This is a genomic window from Candidatus Nitrosopumilus sediminis, from assembly GCF_000299395.1.
GTDB classification, from domain to species: domain Archaea; phylum Thermoproteota; class Nitrososphaeria; order Nitrososphaerales; family Nitrosopumilaceae; genus Nitrosopumilus; species Nitrosopumilus sediminis.
In genome coordinates this window covers 1,465,878-1,488,628 of sequence record NC_018656.1, presented here as the reverse complement: position 1 = coordinate 1,488,628, position 22,751 = coordinate 1,465,878, and the positions used below count along the sequence as shown (strand labels likewise).

Below are 22,751 nucleotides of genomic sequence, written 5' to 3'. Positions count from 1 at the left end.
AATGATTTCTTTAATTTTATCTGAATCTTCATTAGAACTTGTTCCAGTTGAATTAGAACATCATCCATCAATAATTTCACATGCGCAAAAACTGGGAAAACATCCATCAGAAATTTTACTAGATAATTCATGGCATTTTGCAGCTATGAAAGGGATTGAAAATGAACTGAAACGAGGCAGACCTGATCTAGTACACTTTTCAATACTAGAAGCAACAACTATTCCATTATACCTTCAAAATAAAATGAAACTTTATGTTCATACACTTGATGACAAAGTAATCTCTTTTGGCAAAAATGTTCACATTCCCAAATCATATCACAGATTTGAAGGAGTGATAGAAAAATTATATCAGGAAAAAAGAATTACTACAAAAGACAATGATCTTTTATTAGAAATTGAAGAAAAAACATTTTCTCAACTAATTGATGAGATCAATCCTTCCAAAGTGATTGGTTTCTCAACAAAGGGTACGAATAGTACATATGAAAAAATTGCAAAAGAGATTACAAATAATGCCTGTATTGTGCTTGGAGGATTTCAAAAGGGGCATTTCTCTGATTCAGTTGAAAATAAAATAACAGATCTTTATTCAGTTGGAGATGAATCCTTTGAGGGTCACGTTGTAATTGCTAGAATGCTCTATGAGTATGAAAAAACCATTTTTATGTAGGAAATGAAATTTGCATTCTATTGCAGTCATAGTATAGCCTGGTTAGTATTCGGGGTTTCCAACCCTGTGACGCGGGTTCGAATCCCGCTGACTGCATTGTTTTACTCTATGAGAACTAATTTTTAGGTGTAGTTTCAAAGATTGCTGTGAAACTTGGAGCAAAAAAAATTGCAATGGAAAGAATGGAAATTCTTATCGAAAATGCAATTAGTAATGCAAAGACTAATCCTGAACTTTCTCAAAAACAAGCTTCTATTGCTAGAAGGATAAGTACTAGACACAAAATCCGAATGCCATATAATCTCAGAATGGTTTTTTGCAAAAAATGTAAATCCTTCATTGCGCCTGGAATAAATTCTCGAATTCGTTTAGGAAGAGCATCTGTCAAGTCGATCAGAATTTCTTGTAACTTGTGTGGGCATACTTATCGCAAAATTATATCTCAATAGTATTCAAATCTATGATTGAGAGACATAATTACAATAAAACAATACCAAAAATCTGTACAAGAATTGCTACGATTGCAAATATTATAATTTTTATTCCTAATCCCATGAATATTTTTAAAAAATGTTCCTTTTAGTGGTTTCCTTAACATTGTTAATCTACATATCTCTGAATCTAGGATTATGCAATTTGAGCTAGAAATGATTCCTTATCTTTTCTACTTCTAGGTAGAGATCTTAGTTGTTTATTGCAACAAGGACACTTTAATCCATCAAAATTTAGAAATATTTCACAAAAATTACATCTTTTTTGTCCTGATGCATACCTACCAATTTGTCTTGGCTTGAGAGCTTTGTATTGCTTACATTTACCTGTACAGTAACTCAACATAGAATATCTGACATGTTTAAAGATAAACATAGGTAAACAATGTTAATCCATGCTTAATAGCTCATAATTGATAAATTTGTAATGAAGTTTTATCTGGTATTATCTAGTCTATTAGTTATTTTGTTCAGTGTAGGGTATTCTAATCTATCTTATGGACAAGGCGTTCAAACAGCTGGAGGTGTAAATGTAGATGGTTCTTGGTATTTGGGAGAAGGTCTTGCAATTGGAGATTATTTTGAATACTCTCTTTGTGAAATCGATCTTAATGACTGTGCTCCTATCAAAATAAAATTTTGGATTAAAGGAGATATACAAAATGAAAGTGAATCGCTATGGGATGCAAAAGTCGTAGTTATTGACGGCAATAAAATAATTAAAGGCTCAATGGGTCTTGGTAAAAACTCCCCTGAACCAGTAACTTTTGATGATAATCTATTTCATTATGCCATTGCATTCAAATCCTCCTTGGCATGGTTATCTGCTTTTGCTACTGCAAATGAAGATGATCGAATACATGGACCACAAAAGTTTAGCGATGCAGCATGGGGTAAAATTGGTGCTATTGGAGGTGGGCAATTAATTCCTAAACGCACTGAAACAATAACTACTCCTGCTGGAACTGCAGATGCAGTTGTTGTTGGCTGGTATAGTGGTAACAATAATGAAATTTGGATAGTTGATGATTTCCCTTATCCTGTCAAGGCATTAACATATGCATGGGTTACTACAGGCATTGCTCCAATAATGCATCAATATACATTGTTAGATTATAAAGAAAATGTAATTGATGACCCATTCAAGGATGTTGAATCAACTATACTAAAAGAAGATTTGTTGGATTGTGATACTAACTTTCATGATTATATTAGCGGTCGTGAAGCTACAAACACATTTTCCATGACAATACAGTATAATTATTCTCCAGAATTTCCTATTGAAGGATGTGATATTGATTGGAAAATAAACTTCATGAACAAGTACAATGATGTGGAATTTATTGATCAAGTCCATTATGATATTTGGGTAGTTGACGAAAAGGGTAACCGTCTCCGTTCATATGCAGAAGATATTGGTCGTGCAGATTTGTTTAATGGTTTTGGACAAGTTCATCTTCTTCTTCCAGTTGAAGAAAATGCAGGAATAATTCATTATGTAATTTTTGTTCATGGAACGGGTTCAGAATATGAAATCCCTGATGCTACTATGGGAGGATATATCACTATAGATATTGAAATTTCAGAAAATCCTCTTCTTGTTCAATTAGATAATTCTGTTACTTTACCTTCTAAAATTCCTTCATGGATTAAAAACAATGCAGAATGGTGGGCAGCAGGACAAATAAACGATGATTCATTCATTCAAGGAATACAGTTTTTGATCAAAGAAGATGTATTGCAAATTCCTTCGACAGAACAAGGTACAAGTTCTGGTTCAAATGAAATTCCTTCATGGATTAAAAACAATGCAGAATGGTGGGCAGCAGGACAAATAAACGATGATTCATTCATTCAAGGAATACAGTTTTTGATCAAAGAAGGAATAATAAAAATCACTTCTTAATTATCCGTAATTGATCATTTTTATTCTTACTTTACTACCTTTAGTTTCTAGATAATGTCCCATGAAATTGGTCATTTGTTCTTCTATTTTACGCCCTAATGCTCCTTTCATCATTCCTGACTCTTCAATTATTTTTGTTAGTTCTTCACTAATCTGAATATTAAAAAATGTCCAACCAAATTTTTCAAATGAATCTCCAATTTTATATCCATTATGTATGTTGCATTCAGTTTCCAAGTCTGCTAATGCTTGTCTTACAATGGGGATTTCTTTTTCATAACTTCTTGTACTGAGTTGAAATAATGGATTCAAAATTTATCTATTCTGTGATATATTCTATACCTCAAATACCCATCTGATATTTTAATTATCAGAGTCTTGTTCATTGATAATGTTTAATGTCATACTGGATTCAATGTTAGGTAATTTTCGTATTGCTTTGGTTGTTATGTCTTCTAATGTTTTGTCATCTGTTGCCTCTATTTTACAGATAACATCATAAAATCCAAAAACTACATCTGCTTCTTTTACCTCTGGTATGTGACTGAGATTCTTTAATGTAGGATATTCTTCACCTTTGTTACAGTGAATCACTACATATGCCTGAGCAAGATTATGTCCTAACATCATTCCAATTAATTTCTCTGATGTTTTAAAAAATTCTTCAGATTCAGAACGAGTCAAGGTCATAGTAGAACGAATTTTTGGCATTTTACGAATGGTTTTAGTGATTATCTCTCTAATTTTCTCTTCGTTTTCTGATTCTATTTGTGCAATAATATCGTACATTCCAAGTGTACCATGAACTTCCTTTACTCCTTCAATTTTTTCAAGTGTTGCAATAATCTCTTTTTCTGAACCTAAATCACAATTCATTAGAACATATGCTTTTGCCATTTTCAGTGATTTTGTTTTTCACGTTTTGGCTTTGAATGTGCTTTAATCATATGTTTTTCAGTTCTTTGAGGATCTGTGAATTTTAGTCCACATATTTTACATTTATTTGTAAACACAGTACCTTTTTTGAAAATGTTTTTTATTCTGATTTTCCCAAACGAAAAATTAGATTCCATACAAACAATGCCAATTATTTGTTATAATGCGTTGCTTAACATTGTTAATTGTGCTATATTGCCCCAATAGTTAAAGTAGCAAATATGGCTAATTCAATTATTGACTGTTACAAAAAAATATCGTGAACGAATTTACATCATAAAAGATATTATTTTGACTCTATCTGAGTACGGTCAACTTAATCAGACTGCATTGTTTAGTTTTTGTGGATTAAACATTACAAAACACAAACAAATTTTGGATAATCTTGAAAAAAATGAAATGATACAAAGAATAGAAACTGTTGATGGGAAGAGAACTATCACCATCTTTAAGGTAACTCATAAAGGAATAGATTTTTGTAATGAAATTATAGAACCTTTTGAAAAATTATTCCCAAGAAGTGGTAGATCTAATGTGGAAAATCTTGAATAATTATTCCTCATCTAGATTATATTTTAAAGAAATATTCCTATCCAAATCTTCTCGTTTCTTCAAATAACTACAATATCTCTTGTTCCAAGAACTAAGAGATCTGAATTGTTGTATGCCTGCAACCAACCAAATTCCAGAAGTAACTAGCACCACAGTTAGTAAAATTGTCAAGAGTAATGCAAATTCTCCTTCACTTTCAACTAATAGAAGAAACTTTGGGTGTGTAATTAGATATGCTGAGATCCCTATTGCTAGAGGAGCTAAAATGAGGGCTGAAAACGAAACTCCCAACATCATTCCTTTGAGATGTTGAATTTTCTCAATAAAAAGATCCATGGAACTTAGGATGTTGTTTCTATTATCGGACAAATTTACTTATCTCCAAATTACTTTCTTTCATTCTCTTTAGACAAATTAAAGTTAAAGGACTATTAAAATTTCTCTTGAATGCCACTATGTGATTTGCTTCATTATAGTATTTAGCAAATACTTAACATTGTTAATTTAGTTTTATTACAAATTCAATATCAGTAATTCTATGAAAAAACAAGAAGATTGCGAAGAAGAAAATCTTGCAGATAAAAAAAATAAAGATTGGTGGAGATTGGAAAAGTCTCAGATTGGAAGGAGTAGATTTTCATAGAAATGACTTTTTCTTGTAAGGGAATATGTGATGCCTTGGAAATTGAATCCGTTTCTACTGCTTTACGTTATGAATCAGGACATAAAAGATGTACAATGTGTTCAGTTTTTGTTAAAACCTCAAAGCTTGGATGTCCTTGTTGTGGTGCACGTCTCAGAACCAAATCAAGAAATAAACGATCTAGAAAAAAAAATATCCCTTAACATTGTTAAGCATATTCTAAATATCAATAAACTCAATTAGATTTAATGCAGAGGCGACTCACTCCAGAGAGGAAATCCATGACTATGAATTGTTATTCTAGTTTCATTTACACCTAAGACGTGATAATTTCCTACTGCTTCTGCATTATTTTTTGTATTATTTGAGTTAACAATGTTAACTGAAGTATATTACTTGCAAATTTAAGAAAATTATGATTGGTAAAACTAAAGTGCAATGATTATGGGTTTGAGTGTGATTTTGTAGTAGAAGGGGAAGTAGAGAATGTACTTGAGAAATTTGGCAAACACACTGATGAAGAACATGGGATAGACTATTCCAAAGAATCTTTGATGCAGTTTATTCTGAGAAAATCATAGATCAAATATGAGAGATGAGTATTGTATGATTGATTATTTAGATTACAATTTCATCTTGTTTTTTCTCGATAATGTATTTCTTCAAGGAGATGATGGAGGAATTTTTTCATTTATGAGTCAAAATAGGCAGGCACTAGGAAGCGATGATCCAATCGTAAAGGGAGCAATTTTATCATTATTTGGAGTAACTGGATTTGGAATTGTTTTGAATATTTTCAATTCAATGGTTAGAAAGAAGATGGTTGATCAAGATAAACTACAACGAATTATGAAAGAAACCAAAGGATGGCAAAAAGAAAGAATGGCTGCAATGAGAGCAAAAGATCAAGCAAAGATTGCAGAGCTAGGAAAAAAATCATCATACATGAACAAAATGTCAATGGAGATGATGCAGATGAACATGCGACCTATGATGATTACCTTTGTTCCACTTATTTTGATATTTTATCTTGTATTGCCACAACTATTTTCTTATACTGTTGCATTTTCTCCAATTTCTCTGAATGTAATTCCTGGAAATTTCTTTCAACTCACATGTACTGCAGAACAAGCTTTGGATGTTGAACATATTTGCTTTGGAAAAGAAAATGCTCTATATCTATGGGCTTGGTATTTCCTATCTTCCATATCATTTAGTGGAATTATTATGAAACTAACAAAGACTTCAATGAATATGTCTTAGCGAGAACTTGTTGAATGAACAAGCAGTAATATTTACCAAGATGAATTGTTCTCGCCACAATTATTTTCAAACTCTAGTATTTAGATAATAATTAACAATGTTAAGTGAATACTAAATATCAAAATATTGTACACTTTGTAATGTAGAAGTCAATGTAGCCAACGATGCATAATTCCTAGAATGAATACACCTCTTGCTGATTCCTAGGGTTCAATTCATCCTATTTCATACAAACTGTCATTTTTGGCTTCTACATTATGCTAAATTTTAAGAATATTTTTTTTGAATGAATTTCCTATAATTCATAATTAATCTCAGTCTTCTAATTCATTTGAACATTCTGTAGAGCATACATCATTGTACCAATGCTCAAAATTTTTACCACAAACTATACACTTTCTCATATCATCAAACCTTCATTTCCACACATTATCTATCATTCCTAAATGACCATTTTATCTCACCATGGTTTTTTACAAATTCTTCAGGAGATTCTTTACTGTGGTTGTTTTTGATATGTGACATATATGTCTCAAGTGACACAAAAGCCTGTGAGCACAAGGGACAAATTTTAGTGAATCCCATAATCTTTTTTAGAAAATATTCTTTTTAGCGGTTCCTTAACATTGTTAATCATTGTGTATATGCAAACAAATTGCCTATTAATTATTGAAAAAGAAAAAACCTTCTAAAATATCCCGAGGAACGATTATCTCAGTGAGTGTTGTTGCAGGAGTAATTATTTTGATAGGTGTAGTTACTCTAAATTCTTTTAGTCCTGTTAATTCTGATAATCTTGTTTTTGCACCATCATCAAATGTATTTTTAAAAGCAGTATCTTCCTCAAATGGAAATTACCATTATCAACATGCTAAAGGAGGAAAGACCACAGGCTCTGCAGAAGGCATATCCCCTTCAATTTCTGTATCACAGGATAACCTTATTCAACTTCATTTGATCAATGAAGACCGAAATCAACCCAATAATCCATCAAAACATAATTTGAATATTGATGAATTTAACGTACATACAAAAGATCTTGGATACTTTCAATCAGAATCAATTACGTTTGTGGCAGACAAACTGGGTACTTTTGATTATTATTGTTCAATTCATCCTGATATGAAGGGAACCATTACCGTATCTGAATAAAGATTTGATTGATCATTGAACAAACTTTCGCAAAGAAAACTAATGGCTATTGGTACTGCAATCTGTAGTGCTCTGCTATTGGGATTTATTATTTTGGGATAGTTGTAGATTTTTACTTTCTAAAAAATACGACTAGAGTTTGTCACTAAACCTAGCTCTAAATTTATCCACTCTGTTTTGAGTTTTATATTCATCTGGATATGATTTTTTATGAGAACGCTCTCTCATTTCTTCCTCATGTTCTTTTCTTGTATGGTGTAATCTGTCTTTTTCATGTATGAACTCTTTACCACATTTCTGACATTTTACAATAGTTTTGTGATGCTCATGTCTCACATGTATAACTAAATCCTCATGACTTGAAAATTTTGAATCACATTGAGTACAATTATTTTTTTTACTAAAGGGATTTTTCATTTCTGTTATAGTTAATTGATGATTGTGATATAAGGATAGGTTAACTATGTTAATTGAAGATTATAATATACATTTGTATACTTGATACATTGAGTACCATGACAAACCGTGTATTGTGGGGAATAAGCATATCTGCGTTAGTTCTTGCTTTTATTGGAATCTTGATTACAATTACTTTTGAAGAACCCGAAATTTACAATGAATCTGAAACTTATGTGCCTAAAACAAGAGATGTATACTTGTTTACTAGAGTTGATGAAAATATCGAGGAAGAAGGTTTAGCAATTCCTCCAGATATGTTTTCTCAGGATACTATCGTTGTTAATCAAGGAGATAAAGTAAAAATCCATTTTTACAATCTTGAGCCTGTAGAAACTCAAGAACATCATACTTTTACAATTAATGACCCTGCATACAATATTCATGAAGATATCAATGCTGAAGAAAATATCGTAATAGAGTTTACAGCAACAAAAAGTGGAATTTTCAATTACATTTGTACATTTCATCAACCTACTATGAGCGGGGAACTTGTAGTTCTTCCTGTTGAAGATTAATCCATAGGAATTGAGTCTCAGTATGATAAAAATTGGAAAAACAAAACTCCGATCTGAGAATTTGTGCTGAAATATGTTGAACAAACTTGATTCAATATCTCAATGATTTATAAGACGATTATCGATTTTTTCATTTTATGGCAAAGGTCTACGATGTCCCAGCAGATGTATTGATTGAAAGACTAGCTTCAGCTTTAAAAAATGAAGATATTCCTGCACCTTCTTGGATTCCATTTGTTAAAACTGGAGCTCATGCAGATAAGCCTCCACAAGATAGAGAATGGTGGCATACTAGATGTGCATCAATTATGAGAAAAATTTACCTTAACGGTCCAATTGGAATTAATGCTTTAAGAAATGATTATGGTGGTGGTAAACCTTCTGGATATGGAGCTGCTCATCATAAAGATGCAGGTGGTGCAATTATTCGAAATGCAATTCAAGGTTTAGAAAAACTTGGATATGTAGAAAAAGTTGAGAAGAAAGGACGTAGAATTTCCAAACAAGGAATGCAAAAACTCGATAGATTATCAACAGAAATTCTTAAAGAACTAATCGTTGAAAACCCACAATTGAAAGTATATTCTTAGATTCAAAATGAGTTTTCCAGAATCTGATGAACCTCCTGTTGATAACAAAAATCATGAATTAGATGCACAAAAAGAACAAATTCTAAAACAGATTCTATCACCTGAAGCTAGAATGAGACTAAATAACATCAAAATGGTAAAACCTGAATTATCTGATATGGTTGAACAATACCTGATCGGTATGGCAACCCAAGGAAAAATTCCTGGACAAATTAATGACGATCAATTAAAACAAATTTTGCTCTCTACACAGCAACCTAAACGTGATTTTAAGATAAATCGAATTTAATCCAGAAAAAATATAAATTTAGAGACAATTTCCGTTAATACATGAAAGCCGTTGTATACAATGAATACGCACCAGATGATAATTATGCTAAAATCCTCAAAGTCCAGGATATAGATGACCCAAAACCAAAATCAGACGAAGTAGTTTTCAAAGTTAAAGCTGCTGCTCTAAATTATAATGATATTTGGGGAATGAGGGGTCAACCAGTTCCTGTTCCATTACCACATGTTTCAGGTTCTGATGCTGCAGGTGATGTAATTGCAGTAGGTGAAGATGTTAAAAATATCAAAGTCGGAGATAGAGTTGTATCTCACTCTAACATGTCATGTAGAGTTTGTAAAGCATGTACTGATGGTAGAGAATTTGATTGTGTAAACAGAATCATTTGGGGATTTCAAACTGGTCCTACTTGGGGAGCATTTCAAGAAGTAACTCATTTACCTGAAGTAAATGTGGCAAAAATTCCTGAAGGAGTTTCATATGATGAAGCAGCTGCTGCATCCATGACGTTGTTGACATCATGGCACATGCTTGTAGGAAGAGCCAAAATCACACCAGGACAAACTGTCTTAATTATGGGTGGTGGTTCTGGAGTGGGCAGCTTTGGTATCCAAATTGCTAAACTATACAATTGCGATGTTATTGCAACAGCAAGTCCAGATAAACTAGATAAATGTCTAGAACTTGGAGCAGATTTTGCAGTAGATCATAGAAAAGAAGATTGGCATAAAGAAGTTAGAGCAATCACTAAAGAACTTGCAAAGAAGAAAGATGAAGCACCAGGAATTGATGTATCATTTGATCACATTGGTGAAACACACTGGAACAAACAACTGACTTTGCTCAAATATGGTGCAACTTTGGTATCCTGTGGTGCAACTACTGGTTACAATGCACAAACTGATCTTAGACATGTCTTCTTTAAGGGAACTAATATCTTAGGTTCAACACAAGGAACTAAAGCTGAACTAGAACAAGGACTCTATTGGATGGGCCAAGGAAAAATCAAAGCAGCAATTGACTCAACTTATACCTTTGAGCAAGCAGCTGAGGCTCATACAAAGATGTTGACCGGAAAAGGATTGTTCGGAAAAATCTTAATGAAGCCAGAGGGCGCATAGCCATTTAATGACTCAGCTTTTTCGAAGTCTAATTTTTGTACCTGGAAATAATTCCAGATTCTTAGAAAAAGCTAAAACCCTTCAAGCTGATATTGTCTGTTTTGATTTAGAAGATTCCGTTCCAGATAATGAAAAAGTAAATGCACGAAAATTAATCAAGTCGGCATTAAATTCTAGAAAACTATACAAATCTTCAATTTTTGTTAGAACAAATTCTCCAAGTTCTGGAAAAATTCCATCTGATCTTAAAGAAATTGTCCAAAAAGGTATTGATGGAATTGTAATCCCAAAAGTGAACAATGTTAAAGAAATGAAAAAAATTGAAAAAATTCTATCCAGTTTAGAAAAAACCAAAAACTAAAACCAATTCAAATTATCCCATCAATTGAATCTGCAGAAGGAGTAGTAAACACATATGATATTGCATCGTATGGAAAAAGAATACCTGCTGTAGTCTTTGGTGTTTTTGATTTGTTAAATGATTTAGGAATAGAATATACAAAAGAATCTGAAGGAGAAAAATATTCTCGAAGAAAAATACCAGTTGACGCACATGCAGCAGGTGTAGCAGTAATTGATTCTATTTGGCAGGATCTCAAAGATTCTAAAGGATTAGAAAAAGACTGCAAATTAGGAAAAAGCTTAGGTTATACTGGAAAAAGTATCATACACCCTGATCAAATTTCTATTGTCCACAAACTATTTCATCCAAATAAAAGCGAAATATTATGGGCTGAAAAAGTATGCAAAGTTTACCTTGAATCAACAAAGAAGGGAAAGGGAGCCACTACTGTTGAGGGAAAAATGATAGATGAGGTTCATTTCAAACAGGCAAAAGCACTCTTGGAACTTGTAAAGTAATGTTTTTTCTATTATTCAAAAACAAATTTCATACTAGTGCTATTTTCAAATATTTTTTTATCAATAACACCATTCACTGAGATTTTTCCTTTTTTGACATCCATTTTTATTTCTTGAAAAATACACTGTAGTTTAGATATTTTTTTACTTTCACTTAGAACCTTTCCTGTCTCAATGATTAGTCCATTAAGAATTAAATTTTCAATTTTTCTGTATCCTGATGTTTTAGGAACTTTTGATTCTTTAAGAATTTGTGGAATGGTATATTCATTTTCTAAAAGACACGAAATCATTTTCCTTGCTTCTATTTCGCCAAATGTTTCTAGAATTAAATTCTTCAAATCTAAATCTAGTATGGTAATTAAGTATTTTTCATCACTTTTTTTAATTTTAAGAATTTTTCCAATACATCCTTCTTTAAATTTTTTTACATCAATGTTTGAATTTTTTTTAAGAACTTTTGAAAATTTATCAAAATGCTCAATCGATAATTTTATTGACATACCGTGTTCTAAAAACAATTCACGCTCAACTTTTTTTAAAATCTCTGGTTCTAGTTCTTTTTTAATTTCAGATGATAATGCAGTTGCAATCATTTTATCTATTCCTGACATATATTATTCCAATTAATGGAAAATATTAAAGCACTGATATTGTTTACTATGAGCATGCCCAAGTCAGTAATAGTGATTGATGATGATGAAGATACAGTTAGACTATTTAGTGAATTTCTTGAAGAAAATAATATCAAAGTTGTTGGTAATGGATTTGATGGAGTTACTGCTGTAAAATTATTCAAAGAAACTAAACCTGATGTTGTACTCATTGATCTAAATATGCCAAATGGTAGTGGATTTTATGCTATTAAAAAAATTCATGATATTAATCCCAAAGCACACATTATTGCAGTAAGTGCTGATGGAAGTTTTGCAACTGAAGAAAAATTAGAAAAACTTAAGATCCCACTTATTCAAAAACCATTCAAAATGGATCAAGTAATTTCTATGATTCAAAACTAGTTTTCCCAAATTTGGAACTTTTCATATAATGTTATATTCAAAACTTACTACAATATTATGATTGAAAATGAGTAAACGTGTAACAATTATGATTGATGATGATCTAGACAAGAAACTCAGAATGCGTCAAGCAAAAATGATTCAACAAGAACAAACATCATACAGTTATTCTAAAGTACTAAATGAATCACTGCGTAAAATTTTAAAATAATTTTACATTTTTCTTTAATTCTTAGAATACATTAAAGAGATGTAATTTTAAGAAATTATAGCAAAATGGTTGATCTTCTTGATCCTTCAAACGTGATAACTAGAATGTTTAATGCTCAAAAATATGATGAGATGTATGAATATTGCAAAAATTTACTAGAAAAAATTCCAAATGATATGGTTGCATTACAAAATATTTCATTGTCATTGATTTATTTGCAAAAATTTGATGAGGCAATTATTTATTGTGATAAGGTTTTAAAAATAAAAAATTCAGATACATATGCATTAAAAAATAAGATCTATGCCCTAGAAAATTTGAAACAACATGAAAAAGTCTTAGAATTGTGTCAAAAAATTCTTGACGTTGATCCCAAAGATATTTGGGCTCTAAACAGCATGGGATTGTCACTTAATGAATTAAATCGACATCAAAATGCATTGGAATATTATGATACGGTTCTGTTAATAGATCCCAATGATGTTACTGCATTGATGAATAAGGCAATCTCCCTAAGTCATCTAGGAAAATACAAAGATGCAATAAGTTACTATGACATGGCTCAAGTAATTGATTCAAACTTGAAAGAAATTCCACTTGCAAAATCTCGATTATTTGAAAAATTAGGTATGTCTGATGATGCATTTTTAGCTGCCCAGGGAGTTCTTAACAAAGACATGGAAAAAATCAAAAACAGCGCCAAAGAAAACAAATGCTCCGTTTTTCATCAATTTTGTGAAGAAGAATTTGAAAAATATAATAAATAACATTTATCTAAATAATTTTATACACATACATGATAGAATCAATAATGTTTACTGGAATAATTGAGGGTATTGGTAAAGTAGAAAAAATTTCTAAAAATACTAAAAATAGAAGTGCAATTGAGATGACAATAAATTTAGGAAAACATGCAAAGGGACTAAAAATTGGACAAAGTGTTGCTCTAAATGGAGTTTGTTTGACTGCAACAAAACTTTCAAAATCAAATTGTATTTTTGAAATGATCGAAGAAACTACCAAAAAAACAGATCTTGGGAATTTGAAAGTTGGTGGTATCGTAAACATTGAACGAAGTTTAAAAGCAGGTGATCGATTAGAAGGTCATTTTGTTTTAGGACATGTTGACGGAGTGGGAACAATCAAAAAAATTCTAAAAAAACCTAAAGAAGTTCAGGTTTGGTTTGAAGTTCCAAAAAAATTATCAAAATTTGTTGTAAAAAAAGGCTCTATAGCAGTAGATGGAATTAGTTTAACTGTGGTTGATATTAAAAATTCATTGGCATCTGTGTCACTGATTCCTCATACTATTGAAGTAACAAATTTCCACACCAAGAAAGTAGGCGATAAAGTTAATATTGAAACTGACATTCTCGGAAAATATATTCTAAAATAAAGCCAATTATCTACAAATTTAGTGGTAATTACCAATTTTTTAGTAAACTTTATAATTAGATTAACGAGTTTTTTTATATGTCTCTTGAATCTGCATTACAATCTTTAAAGCGTGGAGAATTTGTTTTGTTATTTGATTCTGCTGGGAGGGAGAATGAAATTGATATGGTTGTAGCAGCAGAATTTGTTACGCCTGAACATATTGCAAGAATGCGTCAACATGCTGGTGGATTATTATGTATTGCAATTGATAATAACTTTGCAGCTTCTTTGGAACTACAATATATGCATGAAATTCTTTCAGAATCTTCAATTTCAAATAAAGAAATGATTATGGGTTTAGCACCCTACGGTGATCATCCTACCTTTTCATTATCTGTTAATCATTATCAGACGTACACTGGAATTACTGACAAAGATAGGTCATTGACAATTAGTGAGATGGCAAAAATCTACAATGTTGAAAATAGACAGAAAAAATTTGCATCTTCTTTTAAAACCCCAGGACATGTACCGTTATTGATTGCATCTAAAGGTTTGTTAGCTGCACGTCAAGGACATACAGAAATGTCTGTTTATTTAGCGCAGATTGCAGGTTTGACTCCTGTAACTGCCATATGTGAAATGATGGATGCAGAAACTTATGCTGCATTATCTGTAGAAAAGGCTGAAAAATTTGCAAAGGAAAATGGGATTCCATTAGTTAATGGAAAAGAACTTTTAGAATACGCTAAGGTGAATTAGTTTTGAATATTGCAATAGTGGTTTCGGAATTCAATGAAGAAGTGACATCTAGAATGCTTTCTGTGGCCAAAGAAAAAGCAGATTCCATGAAACTAAAAATCTCATATATTACCATGGTACCTGGAGCCTATGATATGCCTATAATTGTAGATTCATTATTGAACAAAAAAGATGTTGATGCTGTAGTCACTTTGGGCGCTATCATTAAAGGACAAACAAAACATGATGAGGTAATATCTCATGCAGCAGCAAGATCTCTGACTGATTTGTCATTAAAATATCAAAAACCTGTTTCTTTAGGAATATCTGGCCCTGGAATGCAAGAAAGACATGCTTATGCTAGGATTAGACCTGTAGCAGAACGTGCTGTTGAAGCTGTTGTAAAAATATCTGAAGAATTGAAAAGGATCCAAAAATGATTCAATTAAGCATCTTAAAAATTACTGAATATGGCCCTTGGACATTAACTTTAGGCAGTGATAGGGAACACCAACTCCAAATGCTTCAAGCTTCCCTATACAAAGAAGTGCAAAAATTATTTTCTGAAAAAAACTGTATAGTTTTTCTTAATAGATCTGATGAGTTTTTTGTGGTTTCAAATGGTTTGGACTTGGAGGATCATGTTCAAATCCAAAAAGTATTAGAAAAATTATTTGATATTAGATTAACAATATCTATTGGCACTGGAAATTCTCCATTTGAAGCAAATTTGAAAGCGCATGAAGGAAAAAAAAATAAAATCATTTTAAACAATGAACATAATATTTTTGGTTTTATTAATGGAAAATTGGATTCCAAAGTCTCCATAATGCATTTAGATGTAGATGATCTTACTTCGAGAAGAAAAACCGATTCCCCATATGAAATATCCTCAATAATCTTTGAATTGTATTCAAAGATGTCTAAATACTTTTTAGAAAAAAATTCTCTCACATTTTTTATGGGTGGTGATAATTTTATGGTAATTTCAAATGATGATGCAAAAAAATCTGTACAAGATTTTATCAACATGGTAAAAAATAATGATAAAATTTCTTTGAATTGTGGGATAGGTAATGCAAATACTGGAAGGAAGGCCGTAAAATTAGCCACAAAATCCCTTGATACTATAAGAGAAATTCGAGATTCAGGCAAAGAAAAACCTGAAGTTTATGAATTATCATGTTGATTAAAAATATCAGTATTTTATCCGGTCAAGATTTAGATTTTATTTCAGATACTGATGTAGAAATTCAAAATAATAAATTCAAAAAAATTAAATCAAAAATTAAACCAAATCTAAAAGAAGAATCTATCGACTGTGAAGGATTGCTAATGATCCCTGGATTCATAAATGCACATACACATATTGGAGATTCAATTGGGAAAGATATTTCTTTAAACAAAACAGTTAATGAAAAAATTCATCCTGTATTTGGTGCCAAATCAAAAATCCTTAAAAACACATCTGATGAGAATCTTGGAAATTTTATGAAAAATACGTGTTATTCTATGATTAGAAAAGGGATCACCACTTTTGTTGACTTTAGGGAAGGTGGATTGGATGGGGTCCTTTTATTGAAAAAAGTACTAGATGATGTCCCTTTACGTTCAATAATTTTAGGACGTTTAGAATTTTATCAGGGGGATAAAGAAATTAAAAAAAATTCAGCTTTTCCAAGCATAAAATCTACTGAATTTCTTAAACTGATAAAAAAATGTGATGGTATTGGAATTAGCGGTGCAAATGAAAATAGCACATCGGTATTGAATTATTATTCAAAAATATCTAAAATTAAAGCAATACATTCTGCTGAAACAAAACAAAGTAATACTAAATCAAAAAAAATTTCAGGAAAATCTGAGACAATGAGAGCATTAACTCTGAAACCTGATTTTTTAGTTCATATGACTTATGCTTCAAAATCTGATCTTCAAATGGCATCTAAAAAAACAAGAGGAATTGTAATTTGTCCTCGAGCAAATTCATCCCTTGCTGAAGGAATTCCTGATATTGAATTAATGCAAAAATCTGGTTGTACAATAGGATTAGGCACAGATAATGTAATGATAAACTCTCCAGATATGTTTCGAGAAATGGATTTCATTTGGAAAGTAACAATGGGATTACATAAAAAAAGAATTGATGCAAGAGAAATTCTTAAAATGGCTACAGTAAATGGTGGAAAAATATTAAATAAAAATATTGGAGTAATTGAATCTGGAAAAATTGCCGATTGTATTTTTCTAGATAAACATGCATTAGATTTAGAACCAATGCATAATCCATATGCGTCAATTGTCCATAGAGCATCTGAATCTACAATAAAAGCTGTAATGATTGGAGGAAAAATAATTCATGGAAAAATCTAAACCATATGTAATTCTTAGTGCAGCAATTTCTATTGATGGAAAAATTGCTACTAGGACAGGAAATTCTAATCTTTCTTCAAGTGAAGATTTTGTTCGACTCCATAAACTAAGAACCAAAGTTGATGGAATACTAATTGGAAAAAACACTGTAATGAAAGACAATCCTTTACTTACTGTACGCTATACTAAAGGAAAAAATCCGATTAGAATAATTCTTGATTCTAAAGGTGAAATATCAACAAAATCAAAAATATTACAAACATCCAACAAGATTCCTACAATAATTGCAACATCTAAACAAATCACAAAAACTAATCTTCAAAAACTAAACAAATTTCCTGTTGAAGTAATAATTACTGGAGAAAAATCTGTAAATATAAAATCTCTTTTGAAAAAGCTAGCAGAAAAAAAAATTAGAACTATTCTTGTTGAAGGTGGTGGAATTGTAAATTGGGAATTTGTAAAACAAAATATTTTTGATGAATTAATAATTACAATTTCTCCTTTTTTAGTTGGTGGAAAAAACGCAATATCCCTTATTCAAGGCGATGGGTTTGATAAAATCTCAAAATCCCCTAATCTTCAACTCAAATCAATTAAGAGGCTCAAAAATCATCTAGTTTTGAATTATCGTAAAGTGTAAGTTATTATAGTTAATTTGAAATAAAATTACAAGAAATTGGCAGTAAAAAAGAAAACCACAACAAAAAGAAAAGCTACAAAGAAAGCTGCACCAAAAAAGAAGGCAGCACCAAAAAGAAAAGCTGCACCAAAAAAGAAAGCAACTAAATCAAAAGCTAAAAAACCGGCATTTGGTGGATATGCAATCAGTTTTGCAGGACGATCTGAAACTGTAGAACAAGTATTTGGTAAGAAACCAATTGCACCAAGTGAAATGACTAAAAAGATTTGGGCATTTGTAAAATCAAAAAGCCTTTCTAATCGTTAAACCCAAATGTTAACGATATTTCGTTAACAAATTTCTATCTTTTAATATTTTTTTTTAAAATGAATAAGGTATAGATATTGGATTTAATTTAAAATTTACATGTCTACTGCATCATTACGACGCGATCATGAATTAATAGAAAAAGTAATCAAAGCCATGGAATCTACCATTCAATTATTAAATGATGGTAAACAACTCCCCGAATTCATCCTATTGCCGGTTATAGATTTTTCAAAAAACTTTACAGATGTTTGTCATCACAGTAAAGAAGAAAAATCATTATTTCCAGCTTTAGAAAAAGCTGGTTTGCCTTCAAACATGGGACCTATTGCAATGATGCTAATTGATCATCAGCGTTCAAGAGAAATTGGTACCGAAATGGAAGCATCAGCAAAAGAATATCTATCATCAGGTGATTCAACAAAACTGATTAGTGATATGCAACAATATGTTGAACATATAACAGAACATTTGTGGAAAGAAAATAACAAATTATTCATGATGGCAGAAGCAAGATTGCAATACGTTTCAGAAAAAGTTGACAAAGAACTAACTGAAATTGAAAAATCTAAACTTGATGAGATTGGTAAAACTAGAGAACATTATGAAAAATTAGCCGAAAATCTTGCAAAAGATGTTTCAGAACAAGGAAGTTAATTTTGTCACACAGCATATTTGGTCAAGTTACAGCAGTAAGAAAATTTGTTAACGGAGACATTGAAATTGATTTTTACCATGAAGATGATTTAACAACATATCGATATTCGTCTGATCCAGGAAAATTAGGTAATTTTTCTAAGGAATTGATCGAAATTTTAGTTCCTACTCTGGCTACTGATATTTGTGTTGAGATTTTCTTTGGAGATGATGGCAATCCAACATATGTTGAACTAGAAGAGTGTGATGATGAAGATGATTTAGATGATGAAGAATTTGATGATGATTCAGAGGAATAATATCTGTTAATCCAAATAATTTATTCTACATAGTGATGATGTGTCAAATTGTCATAAAATCTAACTGATTTCAAATTTACAAATTCCAACATACCATATCGGGATAATTCTCTTCCAAACCCACTATGCTTAATTCCTCCAAATGGAATTCTTGGATCTGAAATTACCACATTATTTACACTCACAATTCCAGACTCTATCCGTCTTGACATTTTATCTGCTTTAGCAAGATCTTTTGTCCAAATGCTTGCACCCAGACCAAATTCACTTTCATTTGCTAATTTTACTGCCTCACTTTCATTTTCAACAATTGTGATTGGAGCTACGGGTCCAAAAGTTTCTTCATGAGCTATTCTCATGTTTGATTTAACATTTCTAAGAATTGTTGGTTTGTAGAAGAACCCTTTTCCTTCTATTTCAGAACCTCCTAAAAGAATTTCAGCACCTTTTTCTTTTGCATCTTCAACTATTCCTGAAATTGTTTCTAAACCGTCTTTACTTGATAATGGTCCTATATCGGTTTCAATCGACATAGGGTTTCCTACTTTGAGCTGAGATGCTTTTTTAATGAATAATTCAGTGAATTCTTCTGCAATATTTTTTCCTACAAAAAATCTTTTTGATGCAACACAACTTTGACCGCAGTTGATGAATCTTCCTTTTACAGCACCTTCAGCAGCTTTTTCAATTATTGCATCATCCAATACTATGAAAGGATCACTTCCACCTAATTCTAATACACATTTTTTCAAATTCTTTGCAGCTCTTTCACCTACTTTTGCACCTGCATTAGTACTACCAGTAAAGGTTACAGCATTAACATCTGAATCTATAAGATGATTTGCAGATTCTACACTTCCAACCACTGTTTGAAAAATTCCATCAGGCATTCCAGATTCAGCAAATGCCTTTTCAATCTCAATTCCTGACTGCATTGTTACTCTCGATGGTTTCATGACAATTACATTTCCTGCCATTAAACAAGGAGCTGCAAATCTTAATGCTTGCCAGTAAGGAAAATTCCATGGCATAATTGAGCCTATTACACCAAGTGGTTCAAAAGTTAGAAAACTCTTTCTTGCATCTGTGTTTAATACTTCATCAGAAAGAAAACTATCGCCATGATCTGCATAAAATTCCAAAGCCCAAGCACATTTCTCAACCTCTCCGATTGATTCTTTGAGTGGTTTACCCATTTCAGATGTAGCCACTGTTGCAAGTTCTGTTTTATTCTTCTTTAGATGTTCTACTAAATTGTAAATGTAACTTCTACGTTTTTCATAATCTTTTTTCCATTCTGGATATGCTCTTTTTGCTTTTCCTACTAAATCCGAGACCTGATTTTTATCCATAGCTGAATATTTTTTGATTTCTTCTCCTGTAGATGGATTTACTGTCGATATTTGACTCAAGGATTTTTCCAAGATTTTCTCCTATTTAATCTAGTAACATAATTTTCTATTTAATATTATTTTAAAAACTGATCAAAAAGTTTGTTGCATGTCTTTTTTGATTTCATCAATTTTTTTCTGATATGCTTTTTTAGATTTATCATTCTTTTTTAGGTTCAAAACATTTTGACATGATGGGCATTTGAACATTCCATCAAGAGCATTTTCAAATGTCACCCTAGGACAATCTTCATTACCACAATGATAGAAATCTGAAGCGTTTTCATAATCTAATCTTTGTTGTAATCTTTCCTCAATCTTCTTCTTTTGATTTTCAATAAAATGTTCGACTTCTTCTCTCCTAGTCCTCCATCTATAGACAAACCATCCTTTTCGTTCATCTTTGACTCTAATTCCTGTGATGAGGGATTTTCCAAATAGATCATACAATACTTTTCGTACCATGTTGATTCTAAGACCTGTAGAACTAGCAATTTCTTCATCAGTAGCATCTTCAGCTTTTAGAAGGGATCTTGCTACTTTGAGGTATTCGTCTCCCCCAATCATTGAAGCAATTCTTACAAAAGGATCTTCGTATTTGTCTACCAACTCTAATGACTCCTGATTTTCTACTATTAATCCCTTGTTTCTTTTATCTGCACGTTTTTGCCATTTTTGGTAGGTATGATCTTTCTTTTTGCATTTGGAAACTCCTTTTCAAATTGTTTACCTTCTTGGATACGATCTAATAGAATTGCTAAAGCACTAATCTCTGAATGAGGTTGACTACCTACTCCAACGTTATAATCTGCCAATTCATAAATCTCTCTGGGAACTTTTTCTGCACCGACTACAATCAGCAAATTTTTTTCATCTCGAATTTTCTTTTGAGCATTATTGATATTTTCACCATACATTGAAAGATGAATGACTTTGAATCCTTCATCTTTTTTCTTTTTAACAATACTTTTCCATTTTTCAATGAATTCAATCTTAAAATCCCCTCCCCATGTATTGTTAATTTTCTCAATAGTGTCTTTGATTTCTGGGTTGACCTCAGTCATGTAAATTTTTTCTGCGCCAAACCCTCTTGAAACAAGTGCAACATGAGTTGTTACTCTGTCATCTCTTACTAGGCGTTGCCCAATTCTGACTACTTCAATTACCAAATGTTTTTTCTTCCCCTTCTAACGTATTGTTTTTTGGTTTGTGATAACTTTGGCTTTGTATGATTTCTTTGATTAACTCTTTTAATTGTGGAATATTTTTTCCAGTTTTTGCAGAAACTGAAATCACTTTTTTATTTTCTCTTAAATTAAGAAATTCAATTTTTCGTTCTATTTCTTCATTTTTCAATAAATCTGATTTATTTAGAGCATAAACTACCTTGTCTTGTTCTACTCCTAACTCACTTAAAGTTCTCATGCAGCTAGAAAATTTCTTTTTCAATTCAGAAATTGAATCACTAATATCAATTACTAAAATAATTACATCCGTATGTATCAATTCTTCTAGTGTTGATTTGAATGCATCAATCATGTAAGCTGGTAATTTACTGATAAAACCAACAGTATCTGCAATTAGAAATGCCTCTTGGTCTATCATCAATCTTCGTGTAGTTGTCGTAAGAGTCGTGAAAAGTTCTTTGCTTTGACTTCTTGTTTCACCTGTAGTTTTGTTAAACAATGTTGTTTTTCCTGCAGATGTATACCCTGCAAGTGAAATAGTCTTGAATCCCATTCTTTTTCTCCCCTGCCTATGAAGCTCTCTTTGTTTTCCAGCTTTTTCAAGCTTTGATCTAATTGTTTGCATTCTATGTTTGATATCATTATAATACACATCAACCTCGAATTTTCCTATTCCCATAAATCCAGGCTGTTCTCCCATATTTGCAAGTCTAACTTTCTCTTTAGCTCTTGCCATTTCATATCTCAACTGTGCTAATTTGACTTGTAATTTTGATTCTGCACTTGAGGCCCTACTTTCAAAAATCTCAAGAATTAATGCCTCTCTATCTAATACCTCTCTATGTAATACTGTGGCAAGATTATAGTTTTGACTTGGTTTTAAAATCTCATCATATATGATAACGTCTGGTCTTAACTTTTCTGATATTTCTTCTAGTTGTTCTACTACTCCTCCACTAATTCCATACTTTGGTTTCTGAAGATAATTTTGTCTAATAATATGAACTACTTCATACCCTGCTGCATCACACAAGCCCTTTGCCTCGTTAATCGAGTCTTCCTGATCATAAGTAATTAAAATTGCAGAATTCATTCT

36 protein-coding genes and 1 tRNA gene are annotated in these 22,751 nt (G+C 31.5%); 27 read left to right on the top strand and 10 right to left on the bottom strand.

The features are described 5' to 3' along the window. Position 1: 1 nt before the first annotated feature. The 4 genes from NSED_RS08895 to NSED_RS08875 all read left to right on the top strand — a co-directional run bounded on the left by NSED_RS08895 (position 2) and on the right by NSED_RS08875 (position 3,070). Positions 2–673 carry a ribosome biogenesis protein gene (locus NSED_RS08895; RefSeq protein ID WP_014965929.1) on the top strand — a complete coding sequence of 224 codons (672 nt, stop codon included), beginning with the start codon at positions 2–4 and terminating at the stop codon, positions 671–673. Positions 674–695: 22 nt separating this feature from the next. Further along, positions 696–769: transfer RNA gene (locus NSED_RS08890), tRNA-Gly, on the top strand. Positions 770–855: 86 nt separating this feature from the next. Then, positions 856–1,122, top strand: a complete 267-nt coding sequence (locus NSED_RS08885) for a ribonuclease P protein component 4 (RefSeq protein ID WP_420804872.1) — start codon at positions 856–858, stop codon at positions 1,120–1,122. Positions 1,123–1,591: 469 nt separating this feature from the next. Further along, positions 1,592–3,070, top strand: a complete 1,479-nt coding sequence (locus NSED_RS08875) for a peptidase (protein WP_014965926.1) — start codon at positions 1,592–1,594, stop codon at positions 3,068–3,070. On the opposite strand, the gene NSED_RS08870 is transcribed toward NSED_RS08875, so the two are convergent. From NSED_RS08870 to NSED_RS10625, 3 genes are read right to left on the bottom strand one after another with little or no spacing between them, the layout of a single operon-like run. Beyond that, the gene (locus NSED_RS08870) at positions 3,071–3,382 is read right to left on the bottom strand and encodes a hypothetical protein (RefSeq protein WP_014965925.1); all 312 of its coding nucleotides are present in this window, start codon (positions 3,380–3,382) and stop codon (positions 3,071–3,073) included. A 51-nt stretch (positions 3,383–3,433) separates the two neighbouring features. After that, the gene (locus tag NSED_RS08865) at positions 3,434–3,967 is read right to left on the bottom strand and encodes an Lrp/AsnC ligand binding domain-containing protein (protein WP_014965924.1); all 534 of its coding nucleotides are present in this window, start codon (positions 3,965–3,967) and stop codon (positions 3,434–3,436) included. Between the two features lie 2 nt (positions 3,968–3,969). Then, the gene (locus NSED_RS10625) at positions 3,970–4,143 is read right to left on the bottom strand and encodes a hypothetical protein (protein ID WP_016939998.1); all 174 of its coding nucleotides are present in this window, start codon (positions 4,141–4,143) and stop codon (positions 3,970–3,972) included. 100 nt (positions 4,144–4,243) lie between these two features. On the opposite strand from NSED_RS10625, the gene NSED_RS08860 reads away from it, so the two are divergent. Beyond that, on the top strand, positions 4,244–4,558 hold the full coding sequence (locus tag NSED_RS08860) for a winged helix-turn-helix domain-containing protein (protein WP_014965923.1): 315 nt from the start codon (positions 4,244–4,246) through the stop codon (positions 4,556–4,558). Here the strand turns inward: NSED_RS08860 and NSED_RS08855 are convergent, their stop codons facing one another. Beyond that, positions 4,559–4,894, bottom strand: a complete 336-nt coding sequence (locus NSED_RS08855; protein ID WP_014965922.1) for a hypothetical protein — start codon at positions 4,892–4,894, stop codon at positions 4,559–4,561. A 309-nt stretch (positions 4,895–5,203) separates the two neighbouring features. On the opposite strand from NSED_RS08855, the gene NSED_RS08850 reads away from it, so the two are divergent. The 4 genes from NSED_RS08850 (at position 5,204) to NSED_RS08840 (ending at position 7,616) form a co-directional block, all read left to right on the top strand. Next, positions 5,204–5,404, top strand: a complete 201-nt coding sequence (locus NSED_RS08850; protein WP_014965921.1) for a hypothetical protein — start codon at positions 5,204–5,206, stop codon at positions 5,402–5,404. Positions 5,405–5,620: 216 nt separating this feature from the next. Beyond that, complete coding sequence (locus NSED_RS10175) at positions 5,621–5,782, top strand: DUF1059 domain-containing protein (protein ID WP_014965920.1); 162 nt, start codon at positions 5,621–5,623, stop codon at positions 5,780–5,782. A 25-nt stretch (positions 5,783–5,807) separates the two neighbouring features. Then, positions 5,808–6,464 carry an EMC3/TMCO1 family protein gene (locus tag NSED_RS08845; RefSeq protein ID WP_016940001.1) on the top strand — a complete coding sequence of 219 codons (657 nt, stop codon included), beginning with the start codon at positions 5,808–5,810 and terminating at the stop codon, positions 6,462–6,464. Between the two features lie 669 nt (positions 6,465–7,133). After that, positions 7,134–7,616: a cupredoxin domain-containing protein gene (locus tag NSED_RS08840; RefSeq protein ID WP_014965918.1), complete on the top strand. Its 483-nt coding sequence runs from the start codon at positions 7,134–7,136 to the stop codon at positions 7,614–7,616. Positions 7,617–7,748: 132 nt separating this feature from the next. On the opposite strand, the gene NSED_RS08835 is transcribed toward NSED_RS08840, so the two are convergent. Further along, a complete protein-coding gene (locus NSED_RS08835; protein WP_014965917.1) occupies positions 7,749–8,033 on the bottom strand; it encodes a hypothetical protein in 285 nt (94 codons plus the stop codon). A 98-nt stretch (positions 8,034–8,131) separates the two neighbouring features. Between NSED_RS08835 and NSED_RS08830 the strand changes: the two genes are divergently transcribed. The 6 genes from NSED_RS08830 (at position 8,132) to NSED_RS11030 (ending at position 11,451) form a co-directional block, all read left to right on the top strand. Further along, entirely contained in the window at positions 8,132–8,590 is a 459-nt protein-coding gene (locus tag NSED_RS08830; RefSeq protein WP_014965916.1) for a cupredoxin domain-containing protein, read from the top strand. 137 nt (positions 8,591–8,727) lie between these two features. Further along, positions 8,728–9,180 (top strand): 30S ribosomal protein S19e, encoded by a 453-nt coding sequence (locus tag NSED_RS08825; RefSeq protein ID WP_014965915.1) that lies wholly within the window; start codon positions 8,728–8,730, stop codon positions 9,178–9,180. A 7-nt stretch (positions 9,181–9,187) separates the two neighbouring features. Continuing rightward, on the top strand, positions 9,188–9,469 hold the full coding sequence (locus NSED_RS08820) for a DNA-binding protein (protein WP_014965914.1): 282 nt from the start codon (positions 9,188–9,190) through the stop codon (positions 9,467–9,469). A gap of 41 nt (positions 9,470–9,510) precedes the next feature. After that, on the top strand, positions 9,511–10,590 hold the full coding sequence (locus NSED_RS08815; RefSeq protein ID WP_014965913.1) for a zinc-binding dehydrogenase: 1,080 nt from the start codon (positions 9,511–9,513) through the stop codon (positions 10,588–10,590). Between the two features lie 7 nt (positions 10,591–10,597). Continuing rightward, positions 10,598–10,951 carry an aldolase/citrate lyase family protein gene (locus tag NSED_RS11035; protein ID WP_272942431.1) on the top strand — a complete coding sequence of 118 codons (354 nt, stop codon included), beginning with the start codon at positions 10,598–10,600 and terminating at the stop codon, positions 10,949–10,951. Continuing rightward, a complete protein-coding gene (locus tag NSED_RS11030; protein ID WP_338031859.1) occupies positions 10,924–11,451 on the top strand; it encodes an HpcH/HpaI aldolase/citrate lyase family protein in 528 nt (175 codons plus the stop codon). The genes NSED_RS11035 and NSED_RS11030 overlap by 28 nt, the downstream gene beginning before the upstream one ends. An 11-nt stretch (positions 11,452–11,462) precedes the next feature. Here NSED_RS11030 and NSED_RS08805 read toward each other — a convergent pair whose 3' ends face one another. Continuing rightward, a complete protein-coding gene (locus NSED_RS08805; RefSeq protein WP_014965912.1) occupies positions 11,463–12,065 on the bottom strand; it encodes a hypothetical protein in 603 nt (200 codons plus the stop codon). A 54-nt stretch (positions 12,066–12,119) separates the two neighbouring features. On the opposite strand from NSED_RS08805, the gene NSED_RS08800 reads away from it, so the two are divergent. The 12 genes from NSED_RS08800 (at position 12,120) to NSED_RS08750 (ending at position 19,077) form a co-directional block, all read left to right on the top strand. Next, on the top strand, positions 12,120–12,470 hold the full coding sequence (locus NSED_RS08800; protein WP_016940003.1) for a response regulator: 351 nt from the start codon (positions 12,120–12,122) through the stop codon (positions 12,468–12,470). 67 nt (positions 12,471–12,537) lie between these two features. Continuing rightward, complete coding sequence (locus NSED_RS10620) at positions 12,538–12,681, top strand: hypothetical protein (RefSeq protein ID WP_193353267.1); 144 nt, start codon at positions 12,538–12,540, stop codon at positions 12,679–12,681. 65 nt (positions 12,682–12,746) lie between these two features. After that, positions 12,747–13,448: a tetratricopeptide repeat protein gene (locus NSED_RS08795; protein WP_014965910.1), complete on the top strand. Its 702-nt coding sequence runs from the start codon at positions 12,747–12,749 to the stop codon at positions 13,446–13,448. A gap of 44 nt (positions 13,449–13,492) precedes the next feature. Continuing rightward, the gene (locus NSED_RS08790; RefSeq protein ID WP_026089993.1) at positions 13,493–14,077 is read left to right on the top strand and encodes a riboflavin synthase; all 585 of its coding nucleotides are present in this window, start codon (positions 13,493–13,495) and stop codon (positions 14,075–14,077) included. Between the two features lie 77 nt (positions 14,078–14,154). Next, entirely contained in the window at positions 14,155–14,820 is a 666-nt protein-coding gene (ribB, locus tag NSED_RS08785) for a 3,4-dihydroxy-2-butanone-4-phosphate synthase (protein WP_014965908.1), read from the top strand. A 2-nt stretch (positions 14,821–14,822) separates the two neighbouring features. Beyond that, complete coding sequence (ribH, locus tag NSED_RS08780) at positions 14,823–15,239, top strand: 6,7-dimethyl-8-ribityllumazine synthase (protein ID WP_014965907.1); 417 nt, start codon at positions 14,823–14,825, stop codon at positions 15,237–15,239. After that, a complete protein-coding gene (locus NSED_RS08775; RefSeq protein ID WP_014965906.1) occupies positions 15,236–15,988 on the top strand; it encodes a GTP cyclohydrolase IIa in 753 nt (250 codons plus the stop codon). The genes ribH and NSED_RS08775 overlap by 4 nt, the downstream gene beginning before the upstream one ends. Next, complete coding sequence (locus tag NSED_RS08770) at positions 15,982–17,172, top strand: amidohydrolase family protein (RefSeq protein WP_014965905.1); 1,191 nt, start codon at positions 15,982–15,984, stop codon at positions 17,170–17,172. Before NSED_RS08775 ends, NSED_RS08770 begins: the two co-directional genes overlap by 7 nt. Further along, a complete protein-coding gene (locus NSED_RS08765; protein ID WP_014965904.1) occupies positions 17,159–17,815 on the top strand; it encodes a 2,5-diamino-6-(ribosylamino)-4(3H)-pyrimidinone 5'-phosphate reductase in 657 nt (218 codons plus the stop codon). The genes NSED_RS08770 and NSED_RS08765 overlap by 14 nt, the downstream gene beginning before the upstream one ends. Before the next feature lie 36 nt (positions 17,816–17,851). Beyond that, positions 17,852–18,121, top strand: a complete 270-nt coding sequence (locus tag NSED_RS08760; RefSeq protein ID WP_014965903.1) for an SWIB-MDM2 domain-containing protein — start codon at positions 17,852–17,854, stop codon at positions 18,119–18,121. A 99-nt stretch (positions 18,122–18,220) separates the two neighbouring features. After that, on the top strand, positions 18,221–18,778 hold the full coding sequence (locus tag NSED_RS08755; RefSeq protein ID WP_014965902.1) for a hemerythrin domain-containing protein: 558 nt from the start codon (positions 18,221–18,223) through the stop codon (positions 18,776–18,778). Between the two features lie 2 nt (positions 18,779–18,780). Then, on the top strand, positions 18,781–19,077 hold the full coding sequence (locus NSED_RS08750; RefSeq protein ID WP_014965901.1) for a hypothetical protein: 297 nt from the start codon (positions 18,781–18,783) through the stop codon (positions 19,075–19,077). 20 nt (positions 19,078–19,097) lie between these two features. On the opposite strand, the gene NSED_RS08745 is transcribed toward NSED_RS08750, so the two are convergent. The 4 genes from NSED_RS08745 to hflX form a co-directional block, all read right to left on the bottom strand. Further along, entirely contained in the window at positions 19,098–20,489 is a 1,392-nt protein-coding gene (locus NSED_RS08745) for an NAD-dependent succinate-semialdehyde dehydrogenase (protein ID WP_026089994.1), read from the bottom strand. Between the two features lie 72 nt (positions 20,490–20,561). Continuing rightward, entirely contained in the window at positions 20,562–21,077 is a 516-nt protein-coding gene (locus NSED_RS08740) for a transcription factor (RefSeq protein WP_014965899.1), read from the bottom strand. Positions 21,078–21,103: 26 nt separating this feature from the next. Then, a complete protein-coding gene (locus NSED_RS08735) occupies positions 21,104–21,637 on the bottom strand; it encodes a tRNA (cytidine(56)-2'-O)-methyltransferase (protein ID WP_014965898.1) in 534 nt (177 codons plus the stop codon). Continuing rightward, on the bottom strand, positions 21,627–22,748 hold the full coding sequence (gene hflX, locus NSED_RS08730) for a GTPase HflX (protein WP_014965897.1): 1,122 nt from the start codon (positions 22,746–22,748) through the stop codon (positions 21,627–21,629). Before hflX ends, NSED_RS08735 begins: the two co-directional genes overlap by 11 nt. Between the last annotated feature and the right edge of the window lie 3 nt (positions 22,749–22,751).